Genomic DNA, 13983 nt, shown 5'->3' on the forward strand with positions numbered 1-13983 from the left:
TAGATTTGTAAATATAGGTTTAGTTGATCGTAATTTCGTCCACAAAAATCCATGCAGTCCCATCAAATGGATATCCTAAATGCCAATCGGGAAGTTTCCCATACGTGGTAGCTTTCATACGTACATAGCGCACGCGTTTATTTTTAGGAATAGAGGTCACGCTGTGAATGGCAGCAACTTCTTCCTTACCGGTGTCAGGTAGCGACTTCACAAACTGATCCATCACTTTTTTGTTTTCATCCAGATATTCAAAAGTGACGGTCTTAGGCCAGAAAATCCAACTGCGCTGATCTTTTAAAAAGTTAACTCTTACCTCATTCAATGTTCTAGATTTTCCTAAATCTATTAATGCATCTAAGTCTTGATCTTGAGTTCCCTGCCATGCACCAGATCTAAAATCTTTTGTTCCTTGCATGCCATTAATGAGTGCATCGTTCCCACCAGCGCTATATTCATTTGCGTAGCTATGATTTAAGGTGATTTTTAAATCCTTATCGTATTTAAAAAACTGCGTAGTAACCGCTGGACTTTTTTCATTACCTTTTTTTGCAATAACCGTAAGATCACCAGCATTGTGTATGGTAATGGGTTTAGTATAATTCTGCCATGTAGAGTCATCTAGTACATACATAATTTCAGCAGATGGATCTAGCGTTTTAAGGCTTACAACCGTACTATCTGTAAACGCAATAGCACCTTTTTCAATAAATGGTGGCGTGACAATTTGATGATCTTTAATCTCAGAAACAGGTCTAGCCTCTTTTTCTATTGCCCATGATGTAGGTGATTCACTCATGTGAAATACTAGTGTTCCACCATTTTTAATCATGTCATGAGTGATGTAAGAGTAGGGATGTGGTTGTAATTCTGCTTCCGCCAAAGCGTAATCCACACCAGCAACATAAATCCCTTCACCTTCTTTAATAACCGTAAATGTATTCCCGTTTTCTAGGTTGATCGTGGCTTTATCAAATAGTGGTGCTCCTATAGTGTACTTATTGCTAGCTGGTGTCACCGAGTAAAAACCTAAACTACTCAATACATACCATGCGCTCATCTGTCCACAGTCTTCATTTCCAGAAATGCCATCAGGTTCATTAGTGTACAACGTAGTAAGAATCTCGTGTACTTTTTCCTGAGTTTTATGTGGTTTACCTATGTAGTTATATAGATATGCCATGTGATGTGATGGCTCATTTCCATGTGCATACTGACCTATCAGTCCTGTGATATCAGCCTGATGACGTCCACTAGTTTCCATAGGTGCTGTAAATAGTTCATCTAAATGTTCCTCATAACGTTGCTCGCTACCCATTAAGTTGATGTGTCCAGAAATATCTTGTGGTGCATATAAACTGTACTGCCACGCATTTGCCTCAGTATAATTAAAATTCACTTCTTCTGGTCTAAAAGGTGCAAACCAAGTGTTGCGCTGGCGGCCTTGGAAAAAGTTAGTCGCTGGATTAAATAGGTTTTTATAATTCTGTGCGCGCTGGGTGAATAGTTTGTAATCATCTGTTTTTCCTAGATCTTTTGCGACTTGAGCGAGTGACCAGTCATCGTAGGCATATTCTAGTGTTTTAGAAACGCTTTCACTTTCTAGTTCTACAGGAATGTAACCTAGCTTTTTATAAGAGTCTAATCCTAGTTCATCTTGCATCGTGCTGTGGCGCATCGCTTTATAAGCTTTAGTGATGTCATAATCACGTATACCTTTCATATAAGCATCTGCTATGATAGGAATGCCGTGATAACCTATCATGCAACCGGTATAATTTGCGCTTAAATCCCAAATAGGAATTATGCCACCTTCATCATATTTTGCTAGCATGGTGTTTACAAAATCATTCGTTCGTTTTTCATCAATTATGGTATACAATGGATGAGCCGCACGATAGGTATCCCACATAGAAAAAACCGTGTAGTAGTCAAATGCTGTAGTTTCATGAATTTCTAAATCCATTCCTCTGTAGCGACCATCCACATCTTGATATAGTTGAGGTGCCAGCATGGTATGGTATAATGAGGTGTAGAAATTCGTAAGGTGATCACTGTCCTCATCTTGAACTACAATTTTAGAAAGTTCTTTTTCCCACGTACTTTCAGCTAGTTGTTGAATCTCATCAAAGCTTTTATCACCTATTTCTGTTTCTAAATTCAATTTTGCACCAGCTTCATCTACTGCACTAATTCCTATTTTAATGGTGATGGGTTCGTTGTTAGGGTTGTTAAATTCTAAAGCGACTACTTCTGGAATTACTTCATACTTGCGATCCCAATTCTTTATAGGATGTGAGGTTTCCATATAGAAAAACAACATTTGTTGAGTCGCCCACGCGCTAGAGAATCTTTTTCCTTGTAGTTGTGTGTCTGATATAAATTGTAAATCATGGTCTAGTAATTTATCGCGATGTAATAGGTCCAGAATGACGTATTGGTTTTCGCTTTCGCGAAAGCGATATTCATGAACACCAGCACGCTCAGTCACAGTTTATCTTACATCAATGTCTGTGTCATCTAGATGGACTTCATAATATCCTGGACTTGCGTTTTCGTTATCATGAGAAAATTTTGAAGAGTAACCTTCTTTTCCATCTGCGCCGTTGTTATAAACCTCTTTAGTGGTAGGCATGAGTAAAATATCGCCATAATCACTTACACCAGTACCGCTTAAATGCGTGTGTGAAAAGCCATAAATCACATCATCACTATAATGATAACCACTACATCCATCCCAACCATCCAGCCTAGTATCTGGTGATAATTGCATCATCCCAAAAGGCATGGTCGCACCTGGAAAGGTATGACCATGTCCGCCAGTTCCTATAAACGGATTTACATAAGCGGTTAACGGTAAGTTAGAGATAAGGGCTGATTCTTCTGGTTTTAGGTTTTCTTTACAGCTGTTTAGAGAGATAGATCCCATCACGATAGTGACTAAGTATAATATATTTTTCATAAGGACTTTACAAGCAATCTTTAAATATAGTAAAAGCAATGATTTTGTTAAGTACGCTTTTGCGAAAGCGTGTTAAATCAGGCTTATAATCCATTCTTGAACTTTATCTTTGTAACATGACACCACTTACAGAACAAGAACTGCATCAACTCGCTATGAATATAGTAGGTAAAGAAATGGAAGAGCTAGGTTTTGAGTTTTTATCTATAAATTCTAAGCCTAAAAAAGATCCGCAATTTGTAGCGCTTAAGGATAAGTATTTACATTTTGTGGTGGTGAGAGCTGTTCAGTATCCAGCAAATCCTGTGGAGTATGATGTTGTTTTTATGAATAAAATGCGAGAGCATGCCAGTAAGTATAAAGCTCGTGCTTATTATGCCGGTGTAGGGCTGGCAAATTCCCGTAACTTTGAAATACCCGTGCACCACGATGAAGACTACACCGTGAATTTTGCCGGATTAATAGAAATCAAATGAAAAAAATAGTAGCAGCTGCAGCTTTCTTATTAATCATCTCATGCGGTGAGAAACACGACCTTAAAACGACTCAAACATTTGTAGGGAATGCTATAGGAACTACTTATGGTATAAAATTTTTTCATGATAAGAAGCTAGACATTAAACCAGATGTAGAGGCTATTATCGATATGTTTAACCAGAGTATGTCCACCTGGGTTCCTGATTCTAGAATCAATCAAATCAATGCTGGTGATAGCACCATTGTAGTAGGAGAAGCATTTAAAGAAGTATTTGATTTTGCCAAACAAGTACACACAGATACGGATGGCTATTTTGATCCTACCGTTGGGAATCTGGTAAATGCTTATGGTTTTGGCGCTGATGGTAGTCAAGAAAAAGCACCTAGTTCACAACAAATAGATAGTTTGCTACAATACATAGGTTTTGATAAAATGAGCATCACTACAGTAGCTGATGGATATCAAGTGCAAAGTACCACAAAAGGAATGTACCTAGAATTTAACGCTATAGGTAAAGGAACTCTAGTAGATTATATCGCTAGAATGTTGAATGAAAAAGGAGTTGAAAACTACTTAGTTGAAGTAGGTGGTGAGGTAATTGCAAAAGGTCATAACCTAGAAAAAGATACCGACTGGCTAGTAGGTGTTAATGCGCCTAAGAAAAGTAAAACAGGTGAAAAAATGGTGCTTATAGCACTTAACTTAAAAGATAAAGCGATGGCTGGTAGTGGGAACTACCGCAAGTTTAAACTGGATGAAGAAAGTGGTCAAGAATATGTACATACGGTAAATCCGTTAACGGGTCAGGCAGTTCCTAGTAATGTCGTGGCTGTAAATGTCATTGCAGAAAATTGTACCCTAGCAGATGGCTATGCGACTGCTTTTATGGCTATGCCATTAGAGAAATCTAAACAGTTACTACCGCAATTAGATCACATAGAAGTTTTAATCATGTACCTGGATGAATACGGTATGTTGCGTTTTGAAAAATCGGCAGGATTTGATGCTTATGTGAAGAAGTAGTTTGTGAGGTTTAAGGTTGAAAGTTCAAGGTTCAATGAGTTAAACTATAGGCTTCCTAATTACTCACCACTCAAGACTTTTCGTTGATAATACTATCCAGCCTTAGTCGAGATGCGGTTTACGCACCACAGGAATTAATTCTCCAGCAGCTAGTCTATAGCGGTCTAGCTCTTCGGGACTTAATTGAGCAGTGTAATCTACTGCTAGAACTTGAAAACCTATGGATTTTAGTCTATCAAAGTAATCCATTCCATAAACTCTTACGTGGTCATATTGCCCAAATATTTTGGCTCGTTCCACTTTATCAGTAATACTATCGTCTTCAAAGGTCACTTCACGATCATTCTCTAGAGGAATTTGAAGAACCGCTGTTCCACCTGGTTTCAGTACACGGTAGAGTTCTTTCATGGCTGTATGATCATCAGGAATGTGCTCGAGGACATGATTGCACAAAATCATATCGTAACTGTTATCCTCAAACGGCAGGTTGCAAATATCTGCCTTCACATCTGCCAGCGGTGATAGTAGGTCAGTAGTGGTGTAGTTGATAATATCGCTGTTGCGAAAACGTTTATAAAAACACTGTTCTGGCGCCACATGCAGTAGTGATTGTGGACGAGTAAATAGATCTGTTTCTCTAGTGAGGTACAACCAAAGCAAGCGGTGACGTTCTAGGGAAAGTGTCGAAGGTGAAAGTACATTTTCACGTACGTTTCCATAACCGTAGGGAAGAAAGCTCTTAAAGGATTTTTCATCAATAGGATCAGTATATCGATCACCACGATACCACCATGCTATAAGTGGTCGCACCCAATAACTTACTTTGATAAGTACAGGTCTTGGGATGAGGTTGAGGAAAAATTTAAAAATACGTTTCATGTAGATGGAACTGTCATTCCGCACTTGATGCGGAATCTTGTTGTACCTAATTAATTGTTTTTATTGTAGACTATTCCGGCCATCTATATTTATCTTCTTCATCACTAGAAATTCCTAGTACTTCATAGATATAGTCAAAGGTACTTAACAACCTAGGTTCTCCATCGATGATGGCAACATCATGTTCAAAGTGTGCACTAGGTTTGAGGTCTCTGGTTTTTATGGTCCAGCCGTCTGGATAGTGCTTTATGTTTTTAGTACCTAGGTTAATCATAGGTTCTATGGCTACGGTCATTCCTTCTACAAACTTTTTCCCGCGACCACGTTTACCATAATTAGGCATTTGTGGATCTTCATGCATGGTACGACCTATACCATGACCTACTAACTCTCGTACTACTCCATATCCGAAGCTTTCGCAATAATTCTGTATTGCATAACCTACATCTCCCACACGATTTCCAGTTCTAAATTGCTCAATACCTAAATATAAAGAGTTCTTAGTACGATCTAGTAATTCTTGCGTTTCTTTAGGAATTTCTCCTACGGCAAATGTATAAGCATGATCACCATAAAATCCATCTACTATCGCACCACAATCTACAGATAAGACATCGCCGTCTTTAATAGGTTCATCTTTAGGGATTCCATGAACGACCTCTTCATTAGGTGAAATTAATAAGGTGCTAGGGCAATCATAAAGTCCTTTAAATCCTGGAATGGCACCATGATCACGTATAAATTCTTCGGCCATGGTGTCTAGCTTTAAGGTAGTGACACCAGGTTTAATCTCGCCAGCGACCATAGCAAGTGTTTTACTTACCATATGCGCTGCACGACGCATAATTTCTAATTCTTCTCTTGTTTTTGTAACAATCATAGATTTTATAATAAAGTGCAAAAATAGGGATTACAAAGCGATGTCTGGTTCAAATGAAAAATGTAAATTTTTAAACTTAAACTCTCACTTTAATAAATAACTTGAGTCTAACGATTGTTGGCTCGCCTATGATTTTAGAATTCCATATTTTTGAGAGACGCTTAATTCTTGGTTAAGCTGAATAGCACTCATACATTAAGGTAGGTTTTTAATGATTTCATGAGGCATTTCAAAATGGAGTTGGTTTGTTGAAGAGTAGTTTTCGCAAAAGCGAATATAAACGGCCTCATAATATTTGAGCTCTGGATTAAACCCAATGCCACGTTGCTCCATAGATAGTTGCTGTAAGGAGATAAGCGTGGTTTCTGGATCTTTATTAAGGTCCATGTCTTTAAAATGCTCTTCTTTTTTAAAGAAACTAATGTAGCCTGCAATAGACTTACCAGAGTATAATTTTTGAGAAACATTTTCAGGAATAGGCAAGAATTGCGACATGGCTGGTACTGCCCAGAAACATATTGCTAGACCTATAAAAACGGCACTTCGAGAGCCTATTTTAAAGCGTGAAGTACTAGACTGCTTTAAAATATAAAGATGGCTTACCATCATGATCAAGTTCCAGGGAATAACGATATAGTTCCAGCCGTATTTCAAAGGGCTCAATTTCCAGATAATAATCAAGTGCATGGTTATAAGTAGTGTGGCAGCTATTTTTCTAGTAGATTTAAATAGTAACAGTAAGCCTAATAATGTTTCACATGCCGCCATGGCATAACCTATTGTAGGATTATATGAAACGGGTAAAGAATTAAAGTAAAATAGTGGAGCGATGTCTTCTATGAAACCCGTATTAAATTTATGCAAGCCACTGAATAGATAAACACCACTAAGAATAAAAATGAGAGCCGTGTAAAAAATATGCCTGTCATTTTTAAGAAAAGTAAAACAAGTAAAAATACCGTAGAACACTATCATGTAAGGTGTTACTCTATGGATATCACCTATACAAATAATGAGGTAAGAAAGTAATGATATGACATATAAGTAAGTTCCAGTTGCAGGTGGAGAGAACACAGCAAGAATTGCCGTAGTAAACATGATGACTGCAGTTACTAGAGTTAGTAACCATGGTAATTCCAGGTTGAGTAATGGAATGGTTAATAGTTCGTGGTTTTTAAAAAAGCCATGATACCCTATAATGGCAGTTAAAATCCAGCAGCAGATAAGCGTGTATTTGAGAATAGCGTTATGAATTAAGGAAGCTGTCATTACTGCAAATCTCTCATTTTAGTAAAATAATTACTTTTGGTATTATACTCACCTAAAGTAAAAAAAAATCGAGAAGTGACAACTTCTCGATTCTTTAATATCTATTTGTTTTTTAATACACTATTATAAATTGAATTGTTTTTTAACGAATAAAAACTTAAAAAGAAACGGTTTATATACGGCATTTAAAATGATGAATTGGTATACCAGATTTTCTCCAACCTTTAATGATCATAAGCATGCTTATAAGGCTCACCTGTCACTATTTTTAATACATCTTTTTCTAGACTTTCTCTAGGGCGCTCTACATAACGACCTATTTCTTTACCCTTGCGGTAAAATATAAAAGTAGGTACACGTATTACATCATAACTTGAAACTAGTTCTACGGGTTTCTTTTTAGAACGATCTACGGTGATAAGTGTGAGATTTTTTTCTTTAAAACCTATTTCATCTAATAGTTTATAGAACTTAGGAGTTTCACGTTTAGAATCTCCACACCAAGTTCCCATATAAGCTCTTATTTTAACACCTTTCATTTCTTTTTTTAAGGCTTTTTTAGTTTCCTCATCAAGAGTGTAAGCCTCATAGCGAGGTTGAAACCATGTTGCAAAAGGTGCTTGCTGGAACGCCTCTTTAGTCTGGATTCCATAGAGATGACCGTTTAATAGTTGAGGTGGTTCAGGAGTTTGCGGTTGTACAGGAGTTTCTGGTTGCGTCTTTTGAACACTGGCCGCATCATTACTAGAGGTGGTTTTTTGAGAACCGCAAGATGCTAAAACAGCTATGGCAGCAAGTAGAATGATCTTTTTCATAATTATTTAGATTAAAGGTTTTTGAGTCATTTCTGCAGGTTGTGGAATACCTATGAGTTTTAAAATAGTAGGAGCGATATCTCCTAAGATACCATCCTTTACCTTTTTGAGCTCTTTATCAACGAGAATAATCGGTACTGGGTTAGTAGTGTGTGCCGTGTTTACAGAACCATCTGCATTGAGCATGACCTCACAATTTCCATGATCTGCGATAACAATAACGGTGTAATCCTGTTCTATAGCGGCAGTAATTACATCATGTGCCGCTTGATCTACTGCTTCACATGCTTTTACTGCAGCTTCCATAGATCCGGTATGGCCTACCATATCTGGATTTGCAAAGTTGAGACATATAAAATCAGCTTTCTTTTTGTTGATTTCTGGGATGATACTGCTGGAAACACAATCTATAGACATCTCTGGTTGTAGATCATAGGTAGCTACTTTTGGCGAATTACACATAATACGTTCTTCACCCGTAAAAGGATTTTCCTGTCCACCATTAAAAAAGAAGGTGACATGTGGATATTTTTCGGTTTCGGCGATGCGTATTTGAGTTTTTCCGGCCGCTGCTATAACTTCTCCTAAAGTGTTTTTTAAATTATCTTTTTCAAAAATGACCTTGACATTTTTATAACTATCATCATATTTAGTCATCGTTACATAGTACAGGTCTAGCGCATGCGTGTTTTGCTCGTGGTGATCTTCTTGAGATAACATTTGAGTTAATTCACGTCCGCGATCTGTGCGATAGTTAAAAAAGATAACTACATCTCCATCTTCTACGGTAGCTACAGGTTCTGTACCATTTAATAGAACGATAGGCTCTATGAATTCATCTGTAACACCTTGATCATAAAAATCCTGTATGCTTTTTGAAGCGTCATGAGATGGTTGCCCCATTCCATGTACGATCACGTCATAAGCTTTTTTAACACGTTCCCATCGCTGGTCTCTATCCATGGCAAAATAGCGTCCAGTTACGGTAGCCAGTTGTGCCTTTGTTCCTGCGATGTGCTGTTCTAAATCTGCAATATGTCCTGCGCCAGATTTAGGATCTACATCGCGTCCATCTGTAAATGCGTGTATGAAAACATCTTCTACTTCTTGAGCTTCGGCGACATCTAGTAATGCTTTTAAATGGTTAATGTGTGCATGCACGCCACCATCAGATACTAGTCCTAGAAAATGAACTTTTTTTGATTCCGCTTTCGCAAAAGCGAGAGCATCTACCAGTACTTGCTCATTTTTAAGGGTATCTTCTTTAATGGCTTTATTGATTTTGGCCAAATCCTGATACACAACTCTTCCAGCGCCTAGATTCATGTGTCCTACCTCGCTGTTTCCCATCTGACCTTCTGGTAATCCTACGTGTTCACCATCTGTGCGCAAGGTCGCATGTGGATAGTTATCGTATAAACTGTCTATAAAAGGTGTGTTTGCTTGTGCAATAGCACTTACCGCTGGGTCTTGCGTAATTCCCCAACCGTCTAGAATCATTAAAATCGTTTTCTTATCCAAATCTCAAATTATTAAGCCATAAAATTAAGAAAATGAGGTCTGTAAAACTGGATTTTATAATGATTTTATCCGAAACCGATTTCGGTCTTGGAGAAATAGAAGTTAGAAATAAAAGAATAGATGAGTCTTATTCTGATCTCTAATTTCGAAGTCTTGCTAAGTTATCGCTTGCGCAATCATCCAGCCACCGGTCCAGGCGTTTTGGAAATTAAAACCACCAGTAATGGCATCTATATTAAGCACTTCTCCAGCTAGATACAGGTTTTCTTGCTTGCGAGATGCAAAGGTTTTAAAATTGATTTCCTTTAAATCCACGCCGCCAGCGGTTACAAATTCTTCCTTAAAGGTGCTTTTACTATTAATCGAAAAAGTACTTGCGGTTAAAACCGTTGCTAGGTTCTGTAGCTCCTTATTAGAGCAATCTGCCCAGTTTTTATCGCTAAGCTGTATACTTTCTACTAGAAACTTCCACAATCGTTTAGGTAGGTCAAAGAGCCATTCATTACCTACTTGTTTTTTACTTGTTCTATGGGTTACTAGCGTTTCATAACATTCTTGTGTAGAGATATAATTCAACCAATTGATCACTAGGTCAAATTTATAATTTGAATGATGTAATTCTCTTGCGCCCCAAGCGCTCATTTTTAAAATAGCAGGACCTGAAAAACCCCAATGAGTGATTAATAATGGGCCTTGAGATTCTAGTTTTAGTTGCGGTATGGCTACTTGAGTTTCTAGAGCAATTCCAGCGAGTTCTGTAATTTGTTTATCTACTAGATTAAAGGTGAATAAGGAAGGTACAGCATCTATGATGTTGTTACCTAATCCACGCATCATTTCCCAGACTTTAGGACTGCTTCCTGCTGTAATTACTAGGTTTTTACAGTGAAATCCTTCCTGTTTAGTAATGACGTTCCACTCTTTATCTTTCTGAATACTAGTCACATTATGACTGGTAAGGATATCTATTTTTAGTTTTTGAGTTTGTTCTAGAAAACAATTGATAATGGTTTGAGAAGAGTTTGTGGTAGGGAACATGCGTCCATCTTCTTCTATTTTTAATTCTACGCCACGTTCCTCAAACCATGCGATGGTATCGCCAGTCATAAAACTATGAAATGGACCTAAGAGTTCCTTTTCACCACGCGGATAGTTCATTGATAACTCTTTAGGGATAAATTCGGCATGCGTGACATTACAGCGTCCACCGCCAGAAATACGTACTTTTTGTAGGACCTCTTTACCACGTTCTAGTATGGCGATTTTTGCATCAGGCAGTCGCTCAGCTAGGTTAATTGCTGTAAAGAATCCTGCGGCACCACCGCCTATGATGATGGTATGGTAGCTAGTTTTCATTCTCACGCTTTAAACTCATATAGGGATGTTTTAAATACGCTTTTGCAAAAGCGTATCCACGAGCATACTTCACCCTAAAAGTCTCAATAGCCACATGACCAAAAATTGCACAACCAGCAAGCATCATAGCAAGAGGGAACAAAGATACGGTCACATAACTAGATACAAACCAGCTCGCAAATGACCCAAAAATCATACTCACCGCACCTACAAAAGCACTCGCACTACCAGCACGTTTTGTAAATGGTTGTAAGGCCAGCGCGGTTACATTAGGGTTTTGGAATCCTATAAAAGTCATCATTAAAAATAAGGATGGATAAACGATCCAGAATATAGGATCAAAAAAGCTCACGTGAATTAGTAAGAAACAGGTCACGATTAATAAAAGGATACTCACCACATAAGTGATTTGAAAAGTTGTATAGCGTTTCAAGAAAAATCTATTAAACTGGCTACCGGCAATGAGTCCAGCGGCATTACTACCAAAGATGATCGCAAAGTAATCCTGCCCCATATTAAAGTATTCTAAAAATATAAAAGGCGCAGCAGCTACATAACCTAGTAAAGCTCCTATTACAAAACCACGTGCTGTGGAGAATAAGAAAAAAGCTTTGTCCTTATATATAGTCCAGTATTCTCTCAGTACGGGAACTGGATGTAAACTGGTGGCAAGATTAGGTCTTGAACTTTCAGGCAAAATAAAAATAACATTAGAAAGCATGAGCATGGCAAATCCTGCAAGCCCATAAAATATCATGTCCCAGTGGTAATATTTAATGATAAAACCGCCTATAGATGGCGCAATAATGGGCGCAATTCCCATGATTAACATGAGCCAGCTCAACACTTCAGCCACTTTTTCTTCATCAAATAGATCTCTTACTATTGCTTTACTCGCTACCATTCCTGCACAAGCTCCTAGAGCTGAGAAAAACCGCAAGGTCGCAAGCGAGTTCACATCCCAGGCATAAGCACTGGCTATACTCGTTACTATGTAAAGAATCAATCCTGCAATTAATGGTCGTCGCCTACCATAACGATCCATTAATGGACCATAAGCCAGTTGTCCTAATCCTATCCCTATAAAATAAGTAGTAAGTGTAAATCCTATCGCGCTGGTATCTACCTTAAAATCTCCAGCAATTTGTTGAAAAGCAGGTAAATAAGCATCTATAGAAAAAGGACCTATAGCAATGAGTGTTCCTAGCACTATGATAATGCTGGTCTTTCTACCTTTGCTTATATTTTCTCGATCTACCTGTTTTACTTTCACATTGCAAAATTACTTTTTTGAAAATGCTTAAAGCACAGAATTAGGAAAGGTTTACGATTTAATAACCATGAGATATATTGTATTTTTAAGGCAAAATTGAACACTTATGAAAAAAACACTTCTTTTCCTTTTAATACTAGTTACTTTGTATAGTTGTAAAAACACTACCAAAGAAGCAAAAGAAGTAAAAGAAACTCCAGTGCGATCTACTACTGAGCAAATCGCTCATAACGCTGGAATAGAAAACTGGGATGAAATCAACGAAGTAAAGTTCACATTCTCCGTAGGTAAAATGGGGCAAACCTTATATGCACGCAACTGGACTTGGAATCGCAACACAGGTGATGTAACACTCATCGCTCCACCAGATACGGTACATTACAATAGGAACAAATCTAAGGATGACAGACAGACCAGTGCAGACCGTGCTTTTGTTAACGATATCTACTGGCTCATTCCAGAGTTTAAATTCATGACTGATCAAGGTACCCAGATCATAGAAAAAACAGCTGCTATTGCGCCTATTTCTAAAGACACGCTAGACATGTTTACAATCATATATAATAAAGACGGCGGCTACTCACCTGGAGATGCTTATGATGTGTATTATGATAAAGATCACAATCTGCGTGAATGGGTTTACCGTCAGAAAAACGATACCGTCGTAGGAATGATGAATACCTTTGAAAAATTTGAAACTATAAACGGCATTAAGATCGCCACAGATCATCGCACACCAGACCGCATGACTCGTATACATTTAACTAACATAGAATTCAACAAATAATGGAATTCAGCACTTCTAAAGAAAAAGCATTACAATTAGACCGCGATGATGAATTATCTCGCTTTCGCGAAAGCTTCCATATTCCAAAACACACAGATGGAACAGACAGCATCTATTTATGTGGCAACTCGCTAGGCCTACAACCACGACAGACCAAAACTTTTCTAAACCAAGAACTAGACGACTGGGCACGACTAGGTGTAGAAGGGCATTTTCATGCCGCACATCCATGGATGCCGTATCATGAGTTTTTAACAGAAACACAGGCGCAAATCGTAGGTGCACAACCTCACGAGGTAGTCATCATGAATACGCTTACTACAAACCTACATTTAATGATGGTGAGTTTTTACCAGCCTAAAGGTAATCGCACTAAAATTATCATCGAGGCCGATGCTTTCCCTAGTGACCGCTATGCCGTTGCGTCACAGGTGAATTTTCACGGTTATGATGATAAAGAACATATTATAGAATGGTCACCACGTAAAGGTGAGCACACACCTAGAATAGAAGATCTAGAACAATTACTTAAAGAACAAGGTGATCAGATCGCTCTTATTATGGTAGGTGCTGTAAATTATTATACGGGACAGTTTTTTGACTTGAAAAGAATTACAGCATTAGGACATAATGCTGGAGCCATGGTAGGTTTTGACTGTGCGCATGGAGCAGGAAATGTAGATTTACAATTGCACGATTCTGGAGCCGACTTTGCCGTGTGGTGTACCTATAAATACATGAAT

At 38.1% G+C, this 13983-nt stretch carries 12 protein-coding genes and 1 pseudogene; 4 read left to right on the forward strand and 9 right to left on the reverse strand.

What is annotated here, in order from left to right; all coding sequences use genetic code 11:
* Nucleotides 1–19: 19 nt before the first annotated feature.
* Both ACTF48_RS07185 and ACTF48_RS07190 read right to left on the reverse strand, forming a co-directional pair.
* On the reverse strand, nucleotides 20–796 hold the full coding sequence (locus ACTF48_RS07185) for a discoidin domain-containing protein (protein ID WP_438962487.1): 777 nt from the start codon (nucleotides 794–796) through the stop codon (nucleotides 20–22).
* Nucleotides 794–2959: pseudogene (locus ACTF48_RS07190) on the reverse strand (GH92 family glycosyl hydrolase); the annotation flags it as partial. The gene ACTF48_RS07185 and the pseudogene ACTF48_RS07190, both read right to left, overlap by 3 nt.
* A 116-nt stretch (nucleotides 2960–3075) precedes the next feature.
* Between ACTF48_RS07190 and ACTF48_RS07195 the strand changes: the two are divergent.
* Nucleotides 3076–3435 (forward strand): Na(+)-translocating NADH-quinone reductase subunit F, encoded by a 360-nt coding sequence (locus ACTF48_RS07195; RefSeq protein ID WP_438962476.1) that lies wholly within the window; start codon nucleotides 3076–3078, stop codon nucleotides 3433–3435.
* Nucleotides 3432–4460: an FAD:protein FMN transferase gene (locus tag ACTF48_RS07200; protein ID WP_438962477.1), complete on the forward strand. Its 1029-nt coding sequence runs from the start codon at nucleotides 3432–3434 to the stop codon at nucleotides 4458–4460. The genes ACTF48_RS07195 and ACTF48_RS07200 overlap by 4 nt, the downstream gene beginning before the upstream one ends.
* 102 nt (nucleotides 4461–4562) lie before the next feature.
* Here the strand turns inward: ACTF48_RS07200 and ACTF48_RS07205 are convergent, their stop codons facing one another.
* From ACTF48_RS07205 to ACTF48_RS07235, 7 genes are all read right to left on the reverse strand, one after another.
* Nucleotides 4563–5339: a class I SAM-dependent methyltransferase gene (locus ACTF48_RS07205; RefSeq protein ID WP_438962478.1), complete on the reverse strand. Its 777-nt coding sequence runs from the start codon at nucleotides 5337–5339 to the stop codon at nucleotides 4563–4565.
* 70 nt (nucleotides 5340–5409) lie between these two features.
* A complete protein-coding gene (gene map / locus ACTF48_RS07210; protein WP_438962479.1) occupies nucleotides 5410–6219 on the reverse strand; it encodes a type I methionyl aminopeptidase in 810 nt (269 codons plus the stop codon).
* Nucleotides 6220–6414: 195 nt separating this feature from the next.
* The gene (locus tag ACTF48_RS07215; protein WP_438962480.1) at nucleotides 6415–7488 is read right to left on the reverse strand and encodes a MauE/DoxX family redox-associated membrane protein; all 1074 of its coding nucleotides are present in this window, start codon (nucleotides 7486–7488) and stop codon (nucleotides 6415–6417) included.
* A gap of 224 nt (nucleotides 7489–7712) precedes the next feature.
* Nucleotides 7713–8303 carry a thioredoxin family protein gene (locus ACTF48_RS07220; protein WP_438962481.1) on the reverse strand — a complete coding sequence of 197 codons (591 nt, stop codon included), beginning with the start codon at nucleotides 8301–8303 and terminating at the stop codon, nucleotides 7713–7715.
* Between the two features lie 6 nt (nucleotides 8304–8309).
* Nucleotides 8310–9824, reverse strand: coding sequence for a 2,3-bisphosphoglycerate-independent phosphoglycerate mutase (gene gpmI, locus ACTF48_RS07225; protein WP_438962482.1), 1515 nt, complete (start codon nucleotides 9822–9824; stop codon nucleotides 8310–8312).
* Between the two features lie 156 nt (nucleotides 9825–9980).
* Complete coding sequence (locus ACTF48_RS07230) at nucleotides 9981–11180, reverse strand: NAD(P)/FAD-dependent oxidoreductase (protein ID WP_438962483.1); 1200 nt, start codon at nucleotides 11178–11180, stop codon at nucleotides 9981–9983.
* Nucleotides 11170–12453: a multidrug effflux MFS transporter gene (locus ACTF48_RS07235; RefSeq protein WP_438962484.1), complete on the reverse strand. Its 1284-nt coding sequence runs from the start codon at nucleotides 12451–12453 to the stop codon at nucleotides 11170–11172. The genes ACTF48_RS07230 and ACTF48_RS07235 overlap by 11 nt, the downstream gene beginning before the upstream one ends.
* A 106-nt stretch (nucleotides 12454–12559) precedes the next feature.
* Between ACTF48_RS07235 and ACTF48_RS07240 the strand changes: the two genes are divergently transcribed.
* Entirely contained in the window at nucleotides 12560–13240 is a 681-nt protein-coding gene (locus ACTF48_RS07240) for a selenophosphate synthetase (RefSeq protein WP_438962485.1), read from the forward strand.
* A partial coding sequence (gene kynU, locus ACTF48_RS07245; RefSeq protein WP_438962486.1) for a kynureninase occupies nucleotides 13240–13983 on the forward strand: 744 nt, incomplete at its 3' end. The genes ACTF48_RS07240 and kynU, both read left to right, overlap by 1 nt.

The sequence above is a fragment of the Nonlabens sp. genome, assembly GCF_965660805.1.
Classification (GTDB): domain Bacteria; phylum Bacteroidota; class Bacteroidia; order Flavobacteriales; family Flavobacteriaceae; genus Nonlabens.